A 20,851-nucleotide genomic window follows, 5' to 3' on the forward strand; every position below is an offset into this window, starting at 1 on the left:
CACGTACGCCCCGGGCGCGATCCGGCCGGAGTCACCCTCCCGGGTGGGGCTCACTCCAGCAGGTGGGCGCGGAGCGCGGCGAGCTGGGCGGCGCTGACCCCGGCGTGCCGCAGGTAGCCCTCCACCGAGCCGTGCCCCTGCCGCAGCTCGGTGAGGAAGAGCGTCATCGCCTCGGCCGGCGACGCCAGGAACGGCGCCGGCAGCTCCTCGCCCTCGGGCGTCGTGGCGGCCACCCACGCGCTGAACCGCTCCGACGCCTCGGTGCTCAGCGCGTAGTCCGTGGCGATGTCGGCGTCGCTCACCCCGAGCGCCGCCAGCGTCAGCGCGCAGACGATGCCGGTGCGGTCCTTGCCGGCCACGCAGTGCACCACGACCGGTGCGTTCGCGCTGTCGGCGATCAGCCCGACCGCCTCGGCCAGCCCCGCCGCGCCGGTCCCGGCCAGGTCCGCGTACCGGTCGGCGAGGTAGCGGGCCAGGCTCGTGTCGGGCTCGTACGGCGCCTGCGCCCAGTCGGCGTGCTCCGGGTGGATGTGCCGGTAGGCGAGCCCGTCGAGTTCCGGGACCCGGCCGTCCCGGGTCACCTCCTCGGGACGGCGCAGGTCGATGACGGTCCGGACGCCGAGGGCGACGAAGGCGTCCCGGTCCGCGCCGTCGATGCGGTGCGGGGAGTCGGAGCGGTAGAGCCGGGCCCAGCGCACGGCGCGCCCGTCGCGGGTCGGATAGCCGCCCACGTCCCGGAAGTTGAACATGGCGGAGAAGGGGATCCTGCGGTTGACCTCTGTCGCGTCCACGCCGACACGGTAACGGCCGGCGGCTCGCGGTGGCGGACCGGTTCAGCGCGCGGTGCCCGGGGGCAGGTCGGCGTAGCTGGCGTCGTAGTAGCCGCCGAGCCGGTCCCGGTACGCCGGGTCCCCGTGGCTGTTCCCGTCGTACTCGGGCGCGGCCCTGATCTGGTCGCGCGTCCGGTCGACGTGGACCTCGCGGGCGTCGTGGTCGACGTGGCTGACCGTGCCGGCCGGCAGCATGACCTTCCTGCCGAAGATCCACCGCCCCGTGTCGACCACCAGGTAGCTCCCGCCGACCTCGTGGCTGGCGCTGTCGATCTTCCCAATCCCGCCGTCGGTGGCCTCGACGCGGTAGCCGACGAGGTCGACGTCGGTGGCCGAGGACTGGTCGCGGTAGCTCCAGGGGTCGAAGGCGCCGGCGGGGGCGCCGCCGGCGACGGCGCCCTGGCCTCCGGCGACCAGGGGATCGGGGCTGGCGTGCACGGCGCGCGGGTCGAGCGGGTTCATGGGTGACTCCTGGGTCGCCTCGGGGAGAGCGGGTGTCCGTGGAGACACGTACCCGGGTCCGTCCGCACCTACACGCCCGGCGGAGACGGCGCCGGGCCGGCGCCGCGTGCGTGCGGCGCCGGCCCGTCGGGCGTACGGCTCAGGCCAGCGCGGCCTGCGCGTCGAGGGCCACCGCGGCGGCGTGTACGACGGCGGCGATGCGCAGCCCCTCGTGCACCTGCTCCCGGGTGAAGCCGGCGGCACGCAGCGTCTTCTCGTGCGACTCCAGGCAGACGCCGCAGCCGGTGATCGCCGAGACGGCGAGGCACCACAGCTCGAAGTCCGCCTTCTCCACGCCCGGCCTCGCGATGATCTGCATCCGCAGCCGGGCCGGCATCGACGCGTACTGCTCGTCGCCGATGAGGTGCTTGGCCCGGTAGTACACGTTGTTCATCGCCATGATCGTGGCGGCGCCCTTGGCGGCCTCGACCGCCTCCGGCGTCAGGTGCTCGGCCGCCTCGGCGGCGATCTCCCGCAGCACCCGCGGGTTGCGCGCCGCGACCGCGCAGGCCAGGGCGGTGCCCCAGGCCTGCTCCGGCTTCAGCGTGGAGGTGCCGACGGTGGAGCCGAGGTTGAGCTTGATGTCCTTGGCGTACTCGGGCAGGGCCGCCTTGACCGCGTCCAGACCCATCGTCAGGCCCCGGCGCCGGCGAGCAGCCCGGTGGCGTCCAGGGTCTCGCCGCCCTTGTTCCAGTTGCACGGGCACAGCTCGTCGGTCTGCAGGGCGTCGAGCACCCGCAGCACCTCGGAGACGTTCCGGCCGACGGAGCCGGCGGTCACCATGGCGAACTGGATCTCGTTGTTCGGGTCCACGATGAAGGTGGCGCGCTGGGCCACGCCGTCCTCGCCGAGCACGCCGCAGGCGTCGGTCAGCTCGCGCTTGATGTCGCTGAGCATCGGGAAGGGCAGTTCGCGCAGGTCCGGGTGGTCCTTGCGCCAGGCGTAGTGGACGAACTCGCTGTCCACGGACACGCCGAGCACCTGGGCGTCCCGGTCGGCGAACTCACCGTTCAGTCGGCCGAACTCGGCGATCTCGGTGGGGCAGATGAAGGTGAAGTCCTTCGGCCAGAAGAAGACCACCCGCCACTTGCCCTCGTGGGACTTGTGGTTGATCGACTCGAACGCCTTCTCGGCGTCCAGCGAGACGCAGGCGGTGAGCTCGTACTCGGGGAAGTGGTCACCGACAGTGAGCACAGTGTCCTCCTTGACAGCGGCGCGGGGCCGATAACTGGATCGGTTCCAGATATTGCCGCAGTCGTGTTTCGCCCTGGTGGCGGCCGGGTGAACTGTGAAGCTGATCACCTGCGGCGGGCTCCGCCCGGGCGCGCCGGCCTGATCGGGCGAGGCAACGCTCCGTGACCGTCCCGGCATGTGGGTTGACCCTCCCAGATCCGGGGGAGGGGTGGCACAGTAGCGAGCGTGACTCGCACCGTAGTCATTATCGCCAGCTAGCGCGCCCGGCCTACCCCCGCCGAGCGCGCAGACCTCCCGCATCCGCGGGGGGTCTTTTTGTTGGTCCGTGTCGCCGCCGCCCACCTGCCCCACCGCGCCTGAAAGGACTCCCATGACGTTCCAGGTCTACGACACGACGCTGCGCGACGGCGCCCAGCGTGAAGGGCTCACCTACTCCGTCGTCGACAAGCTGGCCGTGGCCCGGCTGCTGGACGAGTTCGGCGTCGGCTTCATCGAGGGCGGCTGGCCGGGGGCGGTGCCGAAGGACACCGAGTTCTTCCGGCGCGCCCGCACGGAGCTGAAGCTGAAGCACGCCGTGCTGGTCGCGTTCGGCGCCACCCGCAAGGCCGGCGTGGCGGTGGCCGAGGACCCGCAGGTCCGCGGGCTGCTCGACGCGCAGACCCCGGCCGTCGCGCTGGTCGCCAAGGCCGACCTGCGACACGTCGAGCGGGCGCTGCGCACCACCCCCGCAGAGAACCTGGCGATGATCCGTGACACCGTGGCGCACCTGGTCGCCGAGGGCCGGCGCGTCTTCGTCGACGGGGAGCACTTCTTCGACGGCTACCGGCACGACCCGGCGTACGGGGCCGCGGTGGTGGAGACGGCGCTGGCCGCCGGCGCCGAGCGGTTCGTCCTCTGCGACACCAACGGCGGGATGCTGCCCTCCCAGGTCACCGCCGCGATCGCCGACCTGACCGCGCGCACCGGCGTGGCGCCGGAGCTGCTCGGCATCCACTGCCAGAACGACACCGCCTGCGCGGTGGCCAACACGATCGCCGCCGTCGAGGCCGGCGTCCGCCACGCCCAGGGCACCGCCAACGGGTACGGCGAGCGCCCCGGCAACGCCGACATCTTCGCCGTCGTCGCCAACCTGCAGCTCAAGCTCGGGATGCCCGTCCTGCCCGAGGGCTGCCTGGAACAGATGGTGCGGGTCTCCCACGCCATCGCCGAGATCGCCAACATCGCCCCCGACACCCACCAGGCCTACGTCGGGGCCGCCGCCTTCGCCCACAAGGCGGGGCTGCACGCGAGCGCGATCAAGGTGGATCCGCTGCTCTACAACCACGTCGACCCGAGCGTGGTGGGCAACGACATGCGGATCCTGGTCACCGAGATGGCCGGCCGGGCCAGCGTCGAGCTGAAGAGCCGCGAGCTGGGCCTGGACCTGGCCGGCCATCCGGAGGCGTTGTCCACGGTCACCAAGCGGGTCAAGGAGATGGAGGCCGGCGGCTGGTCGTTCGAGGCGGCGGACGCCTCGTTCGAGCTGCTGGTCCGCTCCGAGCTGCCCGAGGGCGCGCCGGCCCGGCCGTTCGCGCTGGAGTCGTACCGGGTGCTGGTGGAGCACCGCGAGGACGGCGCGGTGGTCTCCGAGGCCACGGTGAAGATCCGGGTACGCGGCGAGCGGGTGATCGCCACGGCCGAGGGCAACGGCCCGGTCAACGCCCTGGACGAGGCGCTGCGGGCCGGGCTGTCCCGGCACTACCCGGAGCTGCGCGACTTCGAGTTGGCCGACTACAAGGTGCGCATCCTGGAGGGCAGCAGCGGCACCGGCGCGGTGACCCGGGTACTGGTGGAGACCGCCGACGGCGCGGGCCGCGACTGGACGACCGTGGGGGTGCACCCCAACGTCGTCGAGGCGTCCTGGCACGCGCTGGTCGATGCCCTCACGTACGGCCTCGACCGCACCCGGGTGTAGGGCTCAGGCGGCGGGCAGGCGCAGCTCGGCGAACACGGCCCGGTGGTCGCTGCCCGGCAGCGGGCACACCGCCACCGTGCGGACCGCGATCCGCCGGTCCACCAGCACGTGGTCGATCGTCACGGGCGGGATGGGGTCGCCGTCGTACGGGCCCCAGGTGCCGACCAGCCCGGCGCCGACGGCGTCCGCCGCGTCGACGTACCCGGTGGCGAGCAGGGCGCGCAGCGGGGCGTGGTCGAGAGTGGCGTTGAAGTCCCCGGCGAGGACGCGCAGCCCGGCGTCCGGGGTGGCCGGCGGCTGGGCCGCCAGGTCCGTCCGCCAGGGGCCGACCTGGTCCACCGCGTACGGGGCCGCCGGGTGGGCCGACTCGACCCGCACCGGCGGCCCGCCCGGCGGTGTCACCGTCCCGTACGTCTGGCTGAACCCCCAGCCGCCCCGGTTGAGCCGGACGCCCCCGTCGGTGAGGGGAAACCGGGCGTACAGGCCGGAGCCGGGGGTGCCCACCTGCGGGTTGAGCTGCCGGTGGGGCAACAGCGCGGCCAGGCCGAGCTGGTCGAGTTCGGCTGCCGCGCCGGGGGTGAACTCCTGCACGGCCAGCACGTCGACCCGGCGCGCGCGGACCAGGTCGACCAGGGCGGGGGCGTCGGCGGCCCCGGCCAGCAGGTTCGCGGTCAGCAGGCGCAGCGTCGGCCCGGCCGCCGCCGGCCGCGCCGACGGCAGCGCCCGGGGCGCCACCACGCCGAGCAGCGCGGCGGCGGCCAGGGCCGCGACCGCCGCCGGCCAGCGGCGCCGCAGGGCGAGCGCCAGCAGCAGCGGGACCGGCGTCCAGGCGGCGACGTACGGCGTGAAGGCGACCGCCTGCACGAGCGGCCCCCGTTCCAGGCCCGGCAGCCGGACGGCCGCCCAGGCCAGCCCGGGCGCCACGGCGAGCCAGCAGAGCCACGCGCGGACCCGGTCACGCGGGCCGACCGACCGCGGGGGGCGGGTGAGGGTGAGCACCGCGCCAGGGTAGTCGCGCACGGGCCCCGGTGTGGTCCGCCCGCTTTCCCGGGCGGTCTTTCGTGAATGGTCCACCATTCATGTCTCGCAATTATCGCGGGCGCCCGGCGAATTGCGACACGCGGCGGGCCACCATTGACGGCCGGCTTTTGACGGTGCTACGTTCCACCTGGTTCGAGGTGTCGCAACTCTCCGTAGTAATTCCAGCTAAATGCTGGTGTGAATTACTCGTTGACGGGCAATTTCCGGCGCGGTCGGCGCAATTGTTGCCGCAATTGTGCCGCGTCCTGCCCGGCCTCCGGACCACGGCATCGAGGTCGGCCCGTCCGATGCGGGTCGGCCCATCACCCCGGTCAACTGAGGGAGACCTGTCATGGCCACATTCCTGGGACGCAAGGCGGCGGTCACGCTCGGCGTACTGGCACTCACCCTGGCCGGCGGTGGCATCGCGGCCGCCGCTCAGCCGTCGACGAAGTCCGCCGACCTCGCGCAGCCCGCCGCCCGCGCGGTCGACTCGCAGCCGGCGGTGAGCGAGGAGTCGGCCCGGCTGTCCCGCTCGCTGCTGAAGAAGGGCGCCACCCCGCTCGCCGGCACCGTCACCTACACGGTGGTGAACGCGAACGCGACCAAGGCCCGGGGCACGGGGGTCGTCATCAAGTACGGCGTCGGCCAGTACGAGGTCCAGTTCCCGTGGAACGTCACGGCCGGCGCCTACGTCGCCACGATCGGCCGGTCCGACAGCTGCTGCGTCCCGCCCGGGGGCGAGGTCTCGGTCGCGCCGCGGCTCGGCACCCCCAACGGCGTCTTCATCCAGATCCGCGACTACGACGGCAACCCGTCCGACCGGGGCTTCTACCTGATCGTGCACATCTGATCCGGCCCGCCGCGGCGCCCCGTCGCCGGCGGTGACGACGCCGGCCCCCGACCGCCCTCGGGGGCCGGCGTCGCGCCGTTCCGGCCCGCGGCACGGATCGTGGCGCCTTTCGTCCGCACCGCGCCCGCGTGGCGCCTGTTGTCCGCGCCCCGCCGGCGTGCCGCCTTTCGGATCGCCCGGCAGCCGCCGCACCCCCTCGTCCCGTTCGGGGTGGAATGGGACGGCGACGCGCCCGCAGGACCGGCCAGGGGCGGATAATCCGACGTTTGCCCAGGCACCGGCACGGGAAGCAAGGACCGTGACGGACATCTCGGACACCCTGGCCAGCCTGCCCGGCCCGGTCGACCACGACGCGGCGGGCGCCGAGCTGGAACAGACCCTCTTCGAGGTCAAGCGCGTGATCGTCGGGCAGGACCGGCTCGTCGACCGCCTGCTCACCGCGCTGCTCGCCGACGGCCACTGCCTGCTGGAGGGCGTACCCGGCGTGGCCAAGACGCTGGCCGCGCAGACCCTCGCCACCGTGGTCGGCGGCGCCTTCTCCCGGATCCAGTTCACCCCGGACCTGGTGCCCTCCGACATCGTCGGCACCCGCATCTACCGGGCGACCAAGGAGAGCTTCGACGTCGAGCTCGGACCGATCATGGCCAACCTGGTGCTCGCCGACGAGATCAACCGGGCCCCGGCCAAGGTGCAGTCGGCTCTGCTGGAGGCGATGGCCGAGCGCCAGGTCTCGATCGGCGGCCGCAGCTGGCCCGTCCCCGAGCCGTTCCTGGTGCTCGCCACGCAGAACCCGATCGAGTCCGAGGGGGTCTACCAGCTTCCCGAGGCCCAGCGGGACCGGTTCCTCATGAAGATCGTCGTGGACTACCCGGGGGAGGACGAGGAACTGGCGATCCTCTACCGGATGAGCGCCGACCGGCCCGTCCCGCACCGGATCCTCGATCCCGTACGGCTGCGCGAGCTGCAGCGGCGCGCCGGCCACGTCTTCGTGCACCACGCCATCGCCGAGTACGTCGTCCGGCTGATCCTGGCCACCCGCGACCCGGGCCGGTTCGGGCTGCCCGAGGTCGCCCCGCTGCTGGCGTACGGGGCGAGCCCCCGCGCCACGCTCGGCCTGGTCGCCGCCGCCCGGGCCCAGGCGCTGCTGCGCGGCCGGGAGTACGTGGTGCCGGAGGACGTACGGGAGCTGGCCGTGGACGTCCTCGCCCACCGGCTGGTGCTCTCCTTCGACGCCGTCGCCGACGGGGTGCCGGCCGACGCGGTGGTCCGCCGGCTCGTCGACGCGGTGCCGCCGCCCCGGGTCGCCCCCGGCCGGCCGGAACACGCCCCGACCTGGCCGCCGCGTGAGGCGCGCGGCCGTGAGAAGGGGACCCCGCGCTACCGGAGGCGTGCACAAGCGGCCCATCCTCACCCAGCCGGCGGCGGTGCCCGGCGATCCGACCCTGGCCGACCTCGCGCCCGACCAGCGGCTCCGCCGGCTGGAGCTGACCGTGACCCGCCGCCTGGACGGCCTCCTGCACGGCCAGCACCGGGGACTGCTGCCCGGCGCGGGCAGCGAGATCGCCGGCAGCCGCGAGTACCGGCCGGGCGAGGACGAGGTACGCCGGATGGACTGGGCCGTGACCGCCCGCACCACCGTCCCGCACGTCCTCGAGGTGGACGCCGACCGGGAGCTGACCACCTGGCTGCTGGTGGACGCCAGCCCGAGCATGGAGTTCGGCACCGCCGAGCTGGACAAGCGCGAACTCGCGGTGGCCGCGGTCGCGGCGGTGGGCTTCCTCACCGCCGGCGCCGGCAACCGGCTCGGCGCGCTGCTGCACGGCCCCGCCGGGCTGCGTCGGTTCCCGCCCCGCAGCGGCCGGACCCACCTGCTGGGGCTGCTCCGCGCGCTGCTGGCCGCGCCGCGCGTCGGAGAGGCCGACCCGGCGGACGTTCCGCCCGGCGCCCCGCTGGCCGACGGGCTGGCCGCCGTCGGGCGGGTCGCCACCCGGCGGGGCCTGATCGTGGTGGTCTCCGACTTCCTCGACGCGCTGCCGGACGACCCGGCGGAGCCGCCGCCGTGGGAGGCGGCGCTGCGCCGGCTGGCCGTCCGGCACCAGGTGCTCGCCGTGGAGGTGACCGATCCGCGCGAGCTGGAGCTGCCGGACGTCGGCCTGATCACCCTGGTCGACCCCGAGTCCGGCCGGCGGCGGGAGGTCTGGACGGGCGACCCCCGGCTGCGCGAGCGGTACGCGGCGGCCGCCGTCGCCCAGCGCGAGCAGGTCCGGCAGGTGCTGCGCCGGTGCGGGGCGACCCACCTGCCGCTGCGCACCGACCGGGACTGGTGCGCCGACGTGGTGCGGCACGTGCACGCCCAGCGCCGGCTGACCCTGGCCCCGGCCAGAGGGGCGGGCGCGACGCCGCGCGCCGCCGGCGGGACGGGCCCCGGACCGCGCGCCGAGGCGCGCTCGGGAGGTGCCGCGTGACCTGGCAGTCACCCGCCCGGCTCTGGCTGCTGCTCGGCGTCCTCGCCGTCGCCGCCGGCTACCTGCTGGCGCAGCGCCGCCGCAGCCGGTACGCCGTCCGCTTCACCAACCTGCGGCTGCTCGACCGGGTCGCCCCGGACCGTCCCGCCTGGCGGCGGCACGTACCGGCGGGTCTCTTCCTGGCCATGCTGGCGCTGCTGGTGGTGGGCTTCGCCCGGCCCAGCGCCGAGGTGCGGGTGCCCCGGGAGCGGGCCACGGTGATGGTGGCCGTGGACGTGTCCACCTCGATGCTCGCCACCGATGTGGGGCCGGACCGGCTCAGCGCGGCCAAGGCGGCCGCCCGGCGGTTCGTCGACGGCCTGCCCGACGAGTTCAACGTGGGGCTGGTCGCGTTCGCCGGCAGCGCCGCGGTGGTGGTGCCGCCGGGCACCGACCGGGAGTCGCTGCACGAGGGGATCGAGCGTCTGGCGGAGGGCAGCACCGGCGTGCAGGGCACGGCGATCGGCGAGGCGATCAACACGTCGCTCGGCGCGGTGAAGGGGCTGGACAGCGAGGCGGCGACGGAGCCACCGCCGGCCCGGATCATCCTGCTCTCCGACGGCGCCAACACCTCCGGCATGGATCCGATGGAGGCCGCCGCCGAGGCGGTCGCCGCGAAGGTGCCCGTACACACGATCTCCTTCGGCACCCCGTCCGGGTTCGTGGACCGGGGCGGTCGCCCCATCCAGGTGCCGGTGGACGGGCAGACGCTCAGGGCCGTCGCCGAGGAGACCGGGGGCGGCTTCCACGAGGCGTCCAGCAGCGAGGAGCTGCGCGCCGTATACGACGACATCGGCACGTCGGTGGGCTACCGCAAGGAACGGCAGGACATCTCCGCCCGGTTCATCGGCCTCGGGCTGGTCCTGGCCATGGGTGCCGCGGCGGGGTCGATGCGCTGGTTCTCCCGGCTGCCCTGAGCGGCCGGGGAGGCGGGGCGCCCCGGCCGGCGGGCCGCCGGCCCCGAACCGGGACGAGGCGGACATCCGGCGGTGACGAGGACGTGAGGAGCGACGGATGGCAGTGCAGACCGGACTGGGCGAGCCGCGCGGGCCGTGGTTCGTCTCACCCGAGCTGGACCCGGACGGGCGGGCGCGGTGGGACGTACCCGACGGGGGTGGTGGCGGCCACCGGCGGGGCTGGCGGGGACGGTTGCTGGCCGCGGCCGGCGTGGTCGCCCTCTCGACCCTCTCCGGCGCGGCGGCCGGCGCCTGGGTCGCCGACCAGACCGGTACGCCGGGGCCGACGGCGGCGTCCGCGGCCCCGGTGCCCGCGGAGCTGGTGACCGCCGCCGAGCGGACCGTGCCCGGCGTCGTGTCGGTCATGGTCGGGGGCGGCTCCGGCGCGTCGGCGACCGGTTCCGGATTCGCGATCGACGACCAGCAGCACCTGATCACCAACGACCACATCCTGGCCAAGGGCGGCGGGGGTGGGGTGACGGTGGAACTGCCGGACGGCCGGCGGTTCCCGGCCGAGGTGGTCGGCCGGGAACCGGACAGCGACCTGGCCGTGCTCAAGGTGCCCCCGGCGGCCCGGCTGTCCCCGTTGCCGCTGGCCAAGCCCGGCTCGACCCGGGTCGGCGAGCCGGTGCTCGCGGTCGGTTCCCCGCTCGGGCTGGCCGGCACGGTCACCGCGGGTATCGTGAGCGCGCTCGACCGGCAGGTGCGGCTGGGCACGAGCCGGCACCGCGCCGTGCAGACCGACGCCTCGATCAACCCGGGCAACTCCGGCGGCCCGCTGGTCAACGCCCGGGGCGAGGTGGTCGGGGTGAACACGGCCATCGCCACGATCGACAGCAGCGGCTCGATCGGCATCGGCTTCGCCATCCCGATCGACCAGGTGCAGCAGACCGCCGACACCATCATCGGAAAGGGCGGCTGACCTGCGGATCGGGCCAGCCGTGTGGGCGAAATAGGAAAATTGTCAGCGCGGCGGCGCGGCGCAGAGCCGTCATGGAAATACCACTCTCGGTATGCATACTGACGAGGATGGAGCGACCGGTCATTGCGGCCCTGCTGCTGGTGGGCCTGTTCGTCGGATGCGGAGTGGGCGCGGCGTACGCACGGGCGCGGCGCGGATGGAAGGACTACCAGACCGCGCGGAAGACGGTGCCGACCACGCGGCGCGTGGCCTGGGGACTGATCCGAGCGGTCACCACGAAGATCGGGGTGGTGGCGCTGCTGCTGGTCGGTGCGGTCGCGTACGCCGCCACCGCCCCCGACGACGACCGCGCCCGGCCGACGCCCGGGCCGTCGGCCACCCCGAGCGCCAGCCAGGAGGCCCGGGTCGGGCGATAGCCTCGGGGCGTGGACGGACTGCGGGTGACCGACCGGCTGGTCGTGCCGGGCATCGAGCTGCGGGAGCGGTTCTCCCGCTCGTCGGGCCCCGGTGGGCAGGGTGTCAACACCGCCGACTCCCGGGTGGAGCTGAGCTTCGACGTGGCCGGGTCGCCGAGCCTGCCGGAGCCGCTGCGGGCCCGCGCGTTGGACCGCCTGGCCAACCGGCTGGTCGACGGGGTGCTCACGATCGCCGCGAGCGAGCACCGGGCCCAGCTCGCCAACCGCGAGGCGGCCCGCGAGCGGATGGCGGCGCTGCTGCGCGAGGCCGTCGCCCCGCTGCCCCCGCCGCGCCGCCCCACCCGCCCCTCGAAGGGCGCGAAGGAACGCCGCCTCGCCGACAAGAAGCGCCAGGCCCAGCGCAAGCGCGACCGCCGCGTCGACGGCGACTGACGACCCGGCGCCGCGCCGCCGGTCCGGGCGGCCGTCCCCGCGAATTCCGTTGAGCCGGGCACCCGCGCCGCGCAGAATCGCCCGGTGCCTGACGAGCGGATCGCCCCCGACCTCGCGACCAAGCCCACGCTCGTCGGGGAGCGGGTGGCCCTGCGCCCGTTCACCGACGACGACCTGGCCGGCCTGTTCGCCGCCCTGGCCGACCCGGAGGTGTGCCGGCTGACCGGCAGCCCGCCGGAGCCGTTCGACGAGGCGCGGCTGCGCGACTGGTACGGCAGCCGCAACACGCAGGCCGACCGGCTCGACCTGGCCGTGGTCGACCGGGCCCGCGGCGGCTGCGTCGGCGAGGTGGTCCTCAACGAGTGGGACGCGCCCAACCGCAGCTGCAACGTCCGCACCCTGATCGGGCCCGCCGGTCGCGACCGGGGCCTGGGCACCGAGGCGGTCCGGCTGGTCGTCGGGTACGGCTTCGAGCGGCTCGGCCTGCACCGGATCTCGCTGGAGGTGTTCGCCATCAACCCCCGGGCCCGTCGGGTCTACGAGAAGGTCGGCTTCGTCGCGGAGGGGGTGCTGCGCCAGGTGCTGCGCGACGGCGACGACTGGGTGGACGCCACCGTGATGTCGATCCTGGCCCACGAGTGGGTGGCGCACCGGGGCCGCCCCTGAGCGCGGGCGCCCTGGCGGCGCGCGGCCAGCCTGGTCAGTCGTCGCCGAGCGCGGCCAGTCTGCTCAGCGGTCGCCGAGCGCGGCCAGTCTGCTCAGTCGTCGCCGAGCGCGGCCAGTCTGCTCAGTCGTCGCCGAGCGCGGCCAGCAGGCGGGCCCGGAGCGTCCCGGCCCGCTCGGCGAAGCCGCGCTGGGCGGCGGCGTACTCCGCGCGTCCCTCCGGCGTCTCCACCCGCACCGGCGGGTACCCGAGGGCCGCCAGGTCGTACGGGCTGGCCCGCATGTCCAGCGTGCGGATCTCCCGGGCCAACGCGAACGCGTCCGCGACGAGCTCGCTCGGCACCAGCGGGGACAGCTTGTACGCCCACCTGTACAGGTCCATGTTGGCGTGTAGACAGCCCGGCTGCTCCAGCTCGTGCTGGCGCTCCCGGGTCGGGGTGAGCTGGTTCAACGGCCGGGCCGGCGCGGTGAAGAAGCGGTACGCGTCGAAGTGGCTGCACCGCACGCCCCGCTCCTCGACCACGGCCGCCGTCCCGGCGGGGCTCAGCCGCAGCGGCCACGCGTTGTGGCGTACCTCCTCCTGGGTCTGCCGGTAGACCATCGCCCACTCGTGCATCCCGAAGCAGCCCAGGTGCGCCGGCCGGCCGGCGGTGGCCGCCAGCAGCGTCCGGATCCAGCCGACCGACTCGGCCCGCCGGGCGCGTACCGCGGCGGTGTCGAGCGTGAGCCCGGCGGCGGTGGCGCGGTAGTCCCGGCCGAACTCGGCGGGATCCGCGCCGCGCAGCACCACCCCCGCGCCCGGGTGCCAGCGGCGCAACTGGGCGGGGCGGTGCGAGTAGTAGGTGAAGAGGAAGTCCTCCACGGGGTGCTTCGCGCCGGCCCGCCGACGGGCCAGGTGCGGCGCCAGCCAGGCGTCGACCCGCTCCTCGTGGGCCCGCCGCCGGGCCCGCCAGTCGGCCACGTCGAGCGGCGCGGCGGGGGCGAGAGCGGCGGTCACCGACCCAGCGTACGACCGCCGCCCGCCCGCCCCGTGTCGTGCCGGCCCGCGGCCCGCCTCGTGCGGCCCGCCTCGTGCGGCCCGCCTCAGGGCACGTCCACCCGCACGCCGGCCGAGAACACCCCGCTGCGCAGCTCCAACTGCTCGGGCTGGGCCGTCCCGCCGACCGTGAACACCAGCGGCAGCACCATCCGGGTGCCGGCCGCGAGCGGCTGGGCGAAGACGTCCCGCCCCTGGTTGGCGAGCCGGGTGGCCGCCTCGTCGGTGCTCACCCAGGTGCCCCCCGGCAGGTACGCCCGCTGCATCTGGCCGTGCCAGGTCTGCTGCTGCGGCGTGACGTTGCGCACCCCGATCGTGGCCTGGCACTGCCGGCCGCCGCCTGCCGGCGGGCAGGTCACCCGGTAGACGGTGAACTCGAAGGCGGACTCGCGCAGCGGCACACCGATCACCCCGGTGGCGCTCTGGCCCAGCCAGGCGCCGCTGGTCGGCTGCTTGTTCGTGTCGATCGCGGCGACCCGCTGGGTCGCGGTCACCGCCGCCGCGAACACCACCCCGGCGAGAAGCGTCGCAGCCCCCGCCACCACCAGCCACACCGGCGGCCTGCGGCGGCGGGTCACGGCCGTCGCGGTCGCCGGGCGGGGGTCGTAGAGGGTGCCCCGGCCGGTCGTCCGGGGGTCTTCGGTCCTCGCCGCGGCCCCGGCCGTCGCGGCGGAGAGGATCTCGGCCCGCCGGCGCCGGCGGCGCTGCCACCACCAGAGCCCGCCCACGGTGAGCAGCAGCACGAGGGCCAGCGCGCCGAGCAGCACCGGGGGTCGCCGCCACACGGCCGCCCCGGTCACCTTGGCAGCCGGCACGGTCGGGCGGCTCCAGGTCGCGGTCGCGCAGTCGTACGCCCGACTGCCGTCGTTGCTGAAGGCGCAGGCCGGCGCGCTCAGCGCCCGGCCGGGCGCGGCGGTGGCGAGCGCGGTGTGCAGCGTGGTGCTGCCCCCGGCGGGCAGCTTGAGCTGCCAGGTGATCTCCGTGGTGGCGGACTGCCCGGCCGTGCGGCCGGCCCGGCCCCCGGGCGTGATCCAGGTCGCTCGCGTTTCGGCCGGCAGTTCCTGGCGCACCGTGGTGTCCACCGGCAGCCTGCCCTGGTTGCGGACCTGGATCCGGTACCCCGGCGCCGGGGTGCTGGCGGGCGTCACCGCCACGGTCACGGTCGGCGGCGCGCCCTGGGTGGGCACCACCACCGACGGGGAGACCAGCGGTGGCGGCGCGGCGGGCGTCGGCACGGCCGAGCCCGAGGGTGACGGCTCCTCCGTCGGCTCCTCGGTGGCCGCCGCCGGGCGGGGGGACACGGTCGCCGTCGGCGGGGCCGGTGCGGGTACCGCCGTCCCCGGCCCGGCCGCCGGTGTCGTCGCGGCTGCCGGTGCCGGCGTGGCCGCCGCTGTCTGGGCGGGCCGCCTGGCCGCCGCCTCCGGGGCCGCCGCCGGCAGCGCCGGCAGGGCGGCGAGGACGCCGAGGCAGTGTACGAACACCGCGAGGGCCCTGTGGTGTCGTGTCGATGCAGGCATACGAACGCACCTCCGGAGCCCGACGCTAGGTGCGCCGACACGTCGTGCGGGTACGAAGTCGGGAAGTCGGCCCCCGACGCCGCCCGTCGGCGTAGGGTGGCCCGCTCCCCGTCGTGCCCTTCAGCGTTCCCGTTCCTGTCCGTGTCCCCGTCTCCGTCTCCGTCTCCGGTCCCCGTCTCCGTTTCCGGTCTCCGTCTCTGTCTCTGTCTCCGTCTCTGTCTCCGTCTCTGTCTCCGTCTCTGTCTCCGTCTCTGTCTCTGTCTCCGTCTCCGGTTCCGGGCGGTGCCCTGCCTTGGTCGTAACGGACCGTGACGCGTCCGGCGTGCCACGCGGTCGGGCGCGCCGCGCGGTCGGGCGTGCCGATCGGCGGTCCTGCGGGACGCCGTCGCCACCGGCGCGGCCCCGGGACCCCGCGGGGCTTAGATTGACCTGGTGCGTATCGCTCGTTTCGCTCATGCCAAGGGAATGTCGTTCGGGGTCGTCGAGGGGGAGCCGGAGGCGGGCCCGCAGGGCCTGACCATCGCGGAGATCGAGGGCCACCCGTTCGGGCAGATCAAGTTCACCGGCGGCCGGTGGGCGCTGTCGGACGTCCGGCTGCTCTCCCCGATCCTGCCCAGCAAGGTCGTCTGCGTCGGCCGCAACTACGCCGAGCACGCCGCCGAGCACGGCAGCGAGGTGCCCAAGGAGCCCCTGCTCTTCCTCAAGCCGTCCACCTCGGTCATCGGGCCACGGGACGCCATCCGGCTGCCGATCTTCTCGAAGCGCGTCGAGCACGAGGCGGAGTTGGCGGTGGTGATCGGGGCGCCGGGGGCGCGCCGGGCCGACCGGGCCGCCGCCGAGCGGGCGATCTTCGGCTACACCTGCGCCAACGACGTCACCGCCCGGGACCTCCAGCGGTCCGACGGCCAGTGGACGCGGGCCAAGGGATTCGACTCGTTCTGCCCCATCGGCCCCTGGATCACCACCGGACTCGACGTCACCGACCTGGAGATCCGGTGTGAGGTGGGTCGCAACCCGGAGGAGATGGAGGTCCGGCAGTTGGGCCGTACGCGGGACATGGTCTTCGACGTCCCGGCCCTGGTGTCGTACGTGTCGCACGTGATGACGCTGCTCCCCGGCGATGTCGTGCTCACCGGCACCCCGGCGGGGGTTAGCCCGCTCGTGGAGGGGGATACGGTCACCGTGAGTATCGAGGGAATCGGGGAGTTGACCAACCCGGTCGTGCCGGTCAGCTGACCCGTCAGAGCGGCGAGTTCGCAGGCAGAGGGCGGTTTCGGTAACCCGATTTGGCCTGCCGGCACGGGGAGGGTAAAGTTTCCCTCCGGTGCCGCAAGGCGCCGAACGGCACCGCAAGGTGCCGATGGGGTATGGGGTAATTGGCAGCCCGACTGATTCTGGTTCAGTTAGTCTAGGTTCGAGTCCTGGTACCCCAGCAACCGATGTTCGCGAGAGCGTCGGTCGCTGGATTCACCGAAGAGCACTCCAGTCGGCCCGGAAGGGTCGATGGGGGGTTCTGGTAGGGTTCAGCGGCGCCGCCCGGTGGGGCGGCCAAGCAGGGAAAGGTTCTGGCCCCGTCGTCTAGCGGCCCAGGACGCCGCCCTCTCAAGGCGGTAGCGCCGGTTCGAATCCGGTCGGGGCTACAGGCTCTCCGGCCCGTCTCATCCTCGATGAGGCGGGCCGTTCGCGTGTCCCGGCCTGCCGGCCTGGCCGCTGAGCCGGTGCGCGGCCTGCCCGCTTCCGTCGGATGGCGCACTTCCGGCTGGGCGGCGTACTTCCGCTGGACGGCTCATTTCGTTGGGGCGGCTTGCCTGACCCCCGGCGGGAGCGCCCGGGGGCACGCCGCTAGACTACAGCGGCGCCGCCCGGTGGGGCGGCCAAGCAGGGAAAAGTTCTGGCCCCGTCGTCTAGCGGCCCAGGACGCCGCCCTCTCAAGGCGGTAGCGCCGGTTCGAATCCGGTCGGGGCTACAACACGTACGGCCCGTCTCGCTCGCGCGAGGCGGGCCGTTTCTCATGCCCCACCGTGCTTTCCCCACCCCACCCCACCCCCACCCCACCCGCCGCCCGCCGCCCGCCGCCCGCCCCGCCCTCCCGCCGCCCGCCCTCCGCCCGGTTTCCGCGGTGATCAAGAGATTTGCGTCAGCCGGAAGGCCGAATCCCGACGCAAATCTCTTGATCACCGGGGCGAGGGGGCGGGGGCGGGGGCGGGGGAGAGGGGGCGGGGAGGCGGTGGCGGGAGGCGGGGCAGGGGCAGGGTGGGGTGGGTGGGTGGGTGGGTGGGGCGGGGTGGGGTGGGTGGGGGTTGTCAGAGGCCGGAGAGGCGTTGGCCGGCGCGGACGACCGCCATGGCGTGGCGTTCGCCGGGGCGGCGGCCGAGGCGCTCGATCGGCCCGGAGATGCTGATGGCGGCGATCACCCGGCCCGTGCGGTCGCGGATCGGGGCGGAGACGCTCGCCACACCCGCCTCGCGTTCGGCGACGCTCTGGGCCCAGCCGCGGCGGCGTACCTCGGCCAGGGTGCGGCCGGTGAACTTCGACCGGGGCAGCAGCGGCATCACCGCCTCCGGCGGCTCCCAGGCGAGCAGGATCTGCGCCCCCGAGCCGGCGGTCATCGGCAGCACCGAGCCGACCGGCACGGTGTCCCGCAGGCCGCTGGCGCGCTCGGCGGCGGCCACGCAGATCCGCTCGTCCGCTCGGCGCAGGTAGAGTTGCGCGCTCTCCCCGGTGGCGTCGCGCAGCGCCGACAGCAGCGGTTCCGCCGCGGTCAGCAGCACGTCCGGCGCGGCGTTGGCCAGCTCGCCGAGCCGGGGGCCCGGGCGCCAGCGGCCCTGGGTGTCCCGGACCAGCATCCGGTGGATCTCAAGGGCCTGCGCCAGCCGGTGCGCGGTGGCCCGGGGCAGCTTGGTGCGTTCAACGAGTTCGGCCAGGCTGGCGCCGTCGACGCAGGCGGCCAGGATGACCACCGCCTTGTCGAGAACGCCGACACCGCTCATACTGTGTCCCACAAGCCGAAATTTACCTCCCAGAATTTAGGATGTCCAGATGGTGGGAGTCACTCCTGAGCTGAGGACCCTGGCCGAGAAGGTTTGGGACGCGCACGTCGTCCGGTCCGCCGAGGGTGAGCCGGACCTGCTCTACATCGACCTGCACCTGCTGCACGAGGTGACCAGCCCGCAGGCGTTCGACGGGCTGCGGCTCGCCGGCCGCCGGGTGCGGCGCACCGACCTCACGCTCGCGACCGAGGACCACAACACCCCGACCGGGTACGCGGACCCGTCGTTCCAGCAGCGGCGCGGCGACCTGCTGACGATCGCCGACCCCACGTCGCGTACGCAGATCGAGACGCTGCGCCGCAACTGTGCCGAGTTCGGCGTCCGGCTGCACCCCCTCGGCGACGAGAACCAGGGGATCGTGCACGTCATCGGCCCGCAGTTGGGCGTCACCCAGCCCGGCATGACCATCGTCTGTGGCGATTCGCACACCGCCACCCACGGGGCGTTCGGCGCCCTGGCCTTCGGCATCGGCACGAGTGAGGTCGAACACGTCCTGGCCACCCAGACGCTGCCGCAGAGCCGCCCGAAGACGATGGCGGTGAACGTCACCGGGCAGCTCCGTCCCGGCGTGACCGCCAAGGACCTGGTGCTCGCCCTGATCGCCCAGGTGGGCACCGGCGGCGGGCGCGGCCACATCGTGGAGTACCGCGGCGAGGCGATCCGGTCGCTGTCCATGGAGGGGCGGATGACCGTCGCCAACATGTCCATCGAGTGGGGCGCCAAGGCCGGGATGATCGCGCCGGACGAGACCACCTTCGCGTACCTCAAGGGGCGGCCGAACGCCCCGCGCGGCGCCGAATGGGACGCCGCCGTGGCGTACTGGCGGACCCTCGCGACCGACGAGGGGGCGACCTTCGACGCCGAGGTGACCCTGGACGCGAGCGCCGTCACCCCGTTCGTCACGTGGGGCACGAACCCCGGGCAGGGCGCGCCGTTGGGCTCGGTCGTGCCGGACCCGGAGGAGTTCGACACCGACGCCGAGCGGGTCGCCGCGCGCCGGGCGCTGGAGTACATGGACCTGACCGCCGGTACCCCGCTGCGGGACCTGGCCGTCGACGTGGTCTTCGTCGGCTCCTGCACCAACGGCCGGCTGGAGGACCTGCGCGCCGCCGCCGACGTGCTGCGCGGGCACAAGGTCGCCGACGGCGTACGGATGCTCGTGGTGCCCGGCTCCGCCGCCGTCCGGGAGGCCGCCGAGGCCGAGGGGCTGGACAAGGTCTTCACCGACGCCGGTGCCGAGTGGCGCTTCGCTGGCTGCTCCATGTGCCTGGGCATGAACCCGGACACGCTCGCCCCCGGCGAGCGCTCCGCCTCGACCTCCAACCGCAACTTCGAGGGCCGCCAGGGCCGGGGCGGACGCACCCACCTGGTCTCACCGCCGGTCGCCGCCGCCACCGCCGTGGTCGGCCGGCTGGCCGCCCCCGCCGACCTGTAGAAGGGCAGCCGCGACAGATGGACAAGTTCACCGTGCACACCGGCACCGCCGTGCCGCTGCGTCGTTCCAACGTGGACACCGATCAGATCATCCCCGCCGTGTACCTCAAGCGGGTGACCCGGACCGGGTTCGCCGACGGGCTCTTCAGCGCCTGGCGGGAAGATCCGGAGTTTCTGTTGAACGATCCCGGGTTCTCGGGTGCGTCGATTCTTGTGGCCGGCCCGGAGTTCGGCACCGGGTCCTCCCGGGAGCACGCCGTGTGGGCCCTTCGGGACTGGGGCTTCCGGGCCGTGGTCTCGCCCCGTTTCGGCGACATCTTCCGGGGCAACGCGCTCAAGGAGGGCCTCCTGCCGGTCGAGTTGGAATTGAAAGCCGTCGAGGAACTGTGGAACCTCGTCGAGTCCGACCCGGCCACCCCGGTCACCGTCGACCTCACCTCCCGGCAGGTCCGGGCCGGGGACGCCAGCTGGTCGTTCCCGCTGGACGACTTCAGCCGTTGGCGGCTGATGGAGGGCTTGGACGACATTGGACTCACCCTTCGACACGAGGCCGAGATCAGCGTGTACGAGCGCACCCGGTCGCCGTTCCTGCCCTCCGTGGCATAGCCGGACGCGCGATCCGGCATCGGTTTACGCCCCCACCGGCCCGGCCGGTGGGGGCGAATCCGTTGCGACACAAGGCCTTTTTTCCACCGAATGTTTGTGTCCAGGCAGCACAGGGCATACCGTGCGCGCAGAATGGCTCGCGTCGAGTCAGTTGCACAATCGGGAGGAAGTCGTGAACAAGGCCGAGCTCATCGAGGCGCTCGCCGTTCGCCTGGGGGACCGGAAGACGGCGACGGCCGCGCTCGACGCGGTCCTCGCTGAGGTCCAGGCGGCGGTTACCAAGGGCGAGAAGGTGGCGATCACCGGATTCGGAGCGTTCGAGAAGCGCGTGCGGGGCGCCCGAACAGCGCGCAACCCGCGGACAGGCGAGGCGGTGAAGGTCAAGAAGACATCCGTCCCGACCTTCCGGCCGGGTGCCGGTTTCAAGGAGATGGTGGCCAGCGGCAAGGTGCCGAAGAACACGGTGGCGGCGAAGAAGACCGCCGCCACGGCCGCGAAGACCACGGCCGCGAAGACCACCGGCGCCAAGGCCACCGGCGCCAAGGCCACGGGTGCGAAGGCGGCCGGAGCGGCGAAGAAGACGACCGCGGCGAAGACCACCGCGGCCAAGAAGACCACCGCGGCGAAGGCGACCAAGACCGCCGCCGCCAAGAAGACCACCGCGAAGAAGACCACGGCGGTCACCAAGAAGGCCGCCCCGGCGAAGAAGACCACCGCCAAGGCGACCAGGAGCGCGGCGACCAAGAGCGCGGCGGCCAAGAAGGCGCCGGCGAAGAAGACCCCGGCCAAGAAGGCGGCCACCCGGCGCTGACGGGCGGCGACGCGCAGAGCGAGAAGAGCGGCCACCCGCGCGGTGGCCGCTCTTCTCGTATACGAGGTGCGGGCATCCGTGGCTCTCGGCGGCCCGTTGACCGCAACCGCCCCGCGCACGCAGAATCGCCGGACCACCACCGGTCGGCGAAA

20 protein-coding genes, 3 tRNA genes and 1 pseudogene are annotated in these 20,851 nt (G+C 74.1%); 16 read left to right on the forward strand and 8 right to left on the reverse strand.

The window, feature by feature from the left end:
* Positions 1 to 50: 50 nt before the first annotated feature.
* The 4 genes from JD77_RS18700 to JD77_RS18715 form a co-directional block, all read right to left on the reverse strand.
* Positions 51 to 791, reverse strand: coding sequence for a tyrosine-protein phosphatase (locus tag JD77_RS18700; RefSeq protein ID WP_211372604.1), 741 nt, complete (start codon positions 789 to 791; stop codon positions 51 to 53).
* Positions 792 to 833: 42 nt separating this feature from the next.
* Complete coding sequence (locus JD77_RS18705; RefSeq protein ID WP_145775498.1) at positions 834 to 1,292, reverse strand: PRC-barrel domain containing protein; 459 nt, start codon at positions 1,290 to 1,292, stop codon at positions 834 to 836.
* Between the two features lie 139 nt (positions 1,293 to 1,431).
* The gene (ahpD, locus tag JD77_RS18710; RefSeq protein WP_145775499.1) at positions 1,432 to 1,962 is read right to left on the reverse strand and encodes an alkylhydroperoxidase, AhpD family; all 531 of its coding nucleotides are present in this window, start codon (positions 1,960 to 1,962) and stop codon (positions 1,432 to 1,434) included.
* Positions 1,963 to 1,964: 2 nt separating this feature from the next.
* Entirely contained in the window at positions 1,965 to 2,525 is a 561-nt protein-coding gene (locus tag JD77_RS18715; protein WP_145775500.1) for a peroxiredoxin, read from the reverse strand.
* 370 nt (positions 2,526 to 2,895) lie between these two features.
* Between JD77_RS18715 and cimA the strand changes: the two genes are divergently transcribed.
* A complete protein-coding gene (cimA, locus tag JD77_RS18720; protein ID WP_145775501.1) occupies positions 2,896 to 4,479 on the forward strand; it encodes a citramalate synthase in 1,584 nt (527 codons plus the stop codon).
* 3 nt (positions 4,480 to 4,482) lie between these two features.
* On the opposite strand, the gene JD77_RS18725 is transcribed toward cimA, so the two are convergent.
* Positions 4,483 to 5,403: an endonuclease/exonuclease/phosphatase family protein gene (locus tag JD77_RS18725; protein WP_246141308.1), complete on the reverse strand. Its 921-nt coding sequence runs from the start codon at positions 5,401 to 5,403 to the stop codon at positions 4,483 to 4,485.
* A 448-nt stretch (positions 5,404 to 5,851) separates the two neighbouring features.
* Between JD77_RS18725 and JD77_RS18730 the strand changes: the two genes are divergently transcribed.
* The 8 genes and pseudogenes from JD77_RS18730 to JD77_RS18765 all read left to right on the forward strand — a co-directional run bounded on the left by JD77_RS18730 (position 5,852) and on the right by JD77_RS18765 (position 12,248).
* Positions 5,852 to 6,352, forward strand: coding sequence for a hypothetical protein (locus JD77_RS18730; RefSeq protein ID WP_145775503.1), 501 nt, complete (start codon positions 5,852 to 5,854; stop codon positions 6,350 to 6,352).
* A gap of 298 nt (positions 6,353 to 6,650) precedes the next feature.
* A pseudogene (locus JD77_RS18735) lies at positions 6,651 to 7,682 on the forward strand (AAA family ATPase); the annotation flags it as partial.
* 94 nt (positions 7,683 to 7,776) lie between these two features.
* A complete protein-coding gene (locus JD77_RS18740) occupies positions 7,777 to 8,817 on the forward strand; it encodes a DUF58 domain-containing protein (protein WP_145777654.1) in 1,041 nt (346 codons plus the stop codon).
* Complete coding sequence (locus JD77_RS18745; RefSeq protein ID WP_145777655.1) at positions 8,814 to 9,773, forward strand: VWA domain-containing protein; 960 nt, start codon at positions 8,814 to 8,816, stop codon at positions 9,771 to 9,773. Before JD77_RS18740 ends, JD77_RS18745 begins: the two co-directional genes overlap by 4 nt.
* A gap of 97 nt (positions 9,774 to 9,870) precedes the next feature.
* The gene (locus tag JD77_RS18750; RefSeq protein WP_145775504.1) at positions 9,871 to 10,734 is read left to right on the forward strand and encodes a S1C family serine protease; all 864 of its coding nucleotides are present in this window, start codon (positions 9,871 to 9,873) and stop codon (positions 10,732 to 10,734) included.
* Between the two features lie 107 nt (positions 10,735 to 10,841).
* Positions 10,842 to 11,150, forward strand: coding sequence for a hypothetical protein (locus JD77_RS18755; protein ID WP_145775505.1), 309 nt, complete (start codon positions 10,842 to 10,844; stop codon positions 11,148 to 11,150).
* Between the two features lie 24 nt (positions 11,151 to 11,174).
* Positions 11,175 to 11,582, forward strand: a complete 408-nt coding sequence (gene arfB, locus JD77_RS18760; RefSeq protein ID WP_387227281.1) for an alternative ribosome rescue aminoacyl-tRNA hydrolase ArfB — start codon at positions 11,175 to 11,177, stop codon at positions 11,580 to 11,582.
* A gap of 84 nt (positions 11,583 to 11,666) precedes the next feature.
* Positions 11,667 to 12,248: a GNAT family N-acetyltransferase gene (locus tag JD77_RS18765; RefSeq protein WP_246140755.1), complete on the forward strand. Its 582-nt coding sequence runs from the start codon at positions 11,667 to 11,669 to the stop codon at positions 12,246 to 12,248.
* A gap of 121 nt (positions 12,249 to 12,369) precedes the next feature.
* On the opposite strand, the gene JD77_RS18770 is transcribed toward JD77_RS18765, so the two are convergent.
* Positions 12,370 to 13,242: a 3-methyladenine DNA glycosylase gene (locus JD77_RS18770; protein WP_145775507.1), complete on the reverse strand. Its 873-nt coding sequence runs from the start codon at positions 13,240 to 13,242 to the stop codon at positions 12,370 to 12,372.
* Positions 13,243 to 13,328: 86 nt separating this feature from the next.
* Complete coding sequence (locus JD77_RS18775; protein WP_145775508.1) at positions 13,329 to 14,798, reverse strand: hypothetical protein; 1,470 nt, start codon at positions 14,796 to 14,798, stop codon at positions 13,329 to 13,331.
* Between the two features lie 432 nt (positions 14,799 to 15,230).
* Here JD77_RS18775 and JD77_RS18780 point away from each other — a divergent pair, with 432 nt between their 5' ends.
* The 4 genes from JD77_RS18780 to JD77_RS18795 all read left to right on the forward strand — a co-directional run bounded on the left by JD77_RS18780 (position 15,231) and on the right by JD77_RS18795 (position 16,764).
* Entirely contained in the window at positions 15,231 to 16,034 is an 804-nt protein-coding gene (locus tag JD77_RS18780) for a fumarylacetoacetate hydrolase family protein (protein WP_145775509.1), read from the forward strand.
* A gap of 125 nt (positions 16,035 to 16,159) precedes the next feature.
* A tRNA-Gln gene (locus JD77_RS18785) sits at positions 16,160 to 16,231 on the forward strand.
* A 134-nt stretch (positions 16,232 to 16,365) separates the two neighbouring features.
* Positions 16,366 to 16,438: transfer RNA gene (locus tag JD77_RS18790), tRNA-Glu, on the forward strand.
* 253 nt (positions 16,439 to 16,691) lie between these two features.
* Positions 16,692 to 16,764 (forward strand) — tRNA-Glu (locus JD77_RS18795).
* Positions 16,765 to 17,101: 337 nt separating this feature from the next.
* Here JD77_RS18795 and JD77_RS18800 read toward each other — a convergent pair.
* On the reverse strand, positions 17,102 to 17,788 hold the full coding sequence (locus tag JD77_RS18800) for an IclR family transcriptional regulator (protein WP_145775510.1): 687 nt from the start codon (positions 17,786 to 17,788) through the stop codon (positions 17,102 to 17,104).
* 49 nt (positions 17,789 to 17,837) lie between these two features.
* On the opposite strand from JD77_RS18800, the gene leuC reads away from it, so the two are divergent.
* From leuC to JD77_RS18815, 3 genes are all read left to right on the forward strand, one after another.
* Positions 17,838 to 19,283: a 3-isopropylmalate dehydratase large subunit gene (gene leuC, locus JD77_RS18805; protein WP_145775511.1), complete on the forward strand. Its 1,446-nt coding sequence runs from the start codon at positions 17,838 to 17,840 to the stop codon at positions 19,281 to 19,283.
* A 17-nt stretch (positions 19,284 to 19,300) separates the two neighbouring features.
* Entirely contained in the window at positions 19,301 to 19,888 is a 588-nt protein-coding gene (gene leuD / locus JD77_RS18810) for a 3-isopropylmalate dehydratase small subunit (RefSeq protein ID WP_145775512.1), read from the forward strand.
* Positions 19,889 to 20,060: 172 nt separating this feature from the next.
* Positions 20,061 to 20,699 (forward strand): HU family DNA-binding protein, encoded by a 639-nt coding sequence (locus JD77_RS18815; RefSeq protein WP_211372605.1) that lies wholly within the window; start codon positions 20,061 to 20,063, stop codon positions 20,697 to 20,699.
* Positions 20,700 to 20,851: the final 152 nt, after the last annotated feature.

Origin of the sequence: Micromonospora olivasterospora (assembly GCF_007830265.1) — a bacterium.
Taxonomy (GTDB): domain Bacteria; phylum Actinomycetota; class Actinomycetes; order Mycobacteriales; family Micromonosporaceae; genus Micromonospora; species Micromonospora olivasterospora.

Bases quoted from the DNA above. Each gene is read 5' to 3' on its own strand.
- JD77_RS18705 (WP_145775498.1), bottom strand. From the start codon at position 1,292: ATGAACCCGCTCGACCCGCGCGCCGTGCACGCCAGCCCCGATCCCCTG.
- ahpD (WP_145775499.1), bottom strand. From the start codon at position 1,962: ATGGGTCTGGACGCGGTCAAGGCGGCCCTGCCCGAGTACGCCAAGGAC.
- cimA (WP_145775501.1), top strand. From the start codon at position 2,896: ATGACGTTCCAGGTCTACGACACGACGCTGCGCGACGGCGCCCAGCGT.
- JD77_RS18730 (WP_145775503.1), top strand. From the start codon at position 5,852: ATGGCCACATTCCTGGGACGCAAGGCGGCGGTCACGCTCGGCGTACTG.
- JD77_RS18750 (WP_145775504.1), top strand. From the start codon at position 9,871: ATGGCAGTGCAGACCGGACTGGGCGAGCCGCGCGGGCCGTGGTTCGTC.
- JD77_RS18755 (WP_145775505.1), top strand. From the start codon at position 10,842: ATGGAGCGACCGGTCATTGCGGCCCTGCTGCTGGTGGGCCTGTTCGTC.
- JD77_RS18775 (WP_145775508.1), bottom strand. From the start codon at position 14,798: ATGCCTGCATCGACACGACACCACAGGGCCCTCGCGGTGTTCGTACAC.
- JD77_RS18800 (WP_145775510.1), bottom strand. From the start codon at position 17,788: ATGAGCGGTGTCGGCGTTCTCGACAAGGCGGTGGTCATCCTGGCCGCC.
- leuC (WP_145775511.1), top strand. From the start codon at position 17,838: ATGGTGGGAGTCACTCCTGAGCTGAGGACCCTGGCCGAGAAGGTTTGG.
- leuD (WP_145775512.1), top strand. From the start codon at position 19,301: ATGGACAAGTTCACCGTGCACACCGGCACCGCCGTGCCGCTGCGTCGT.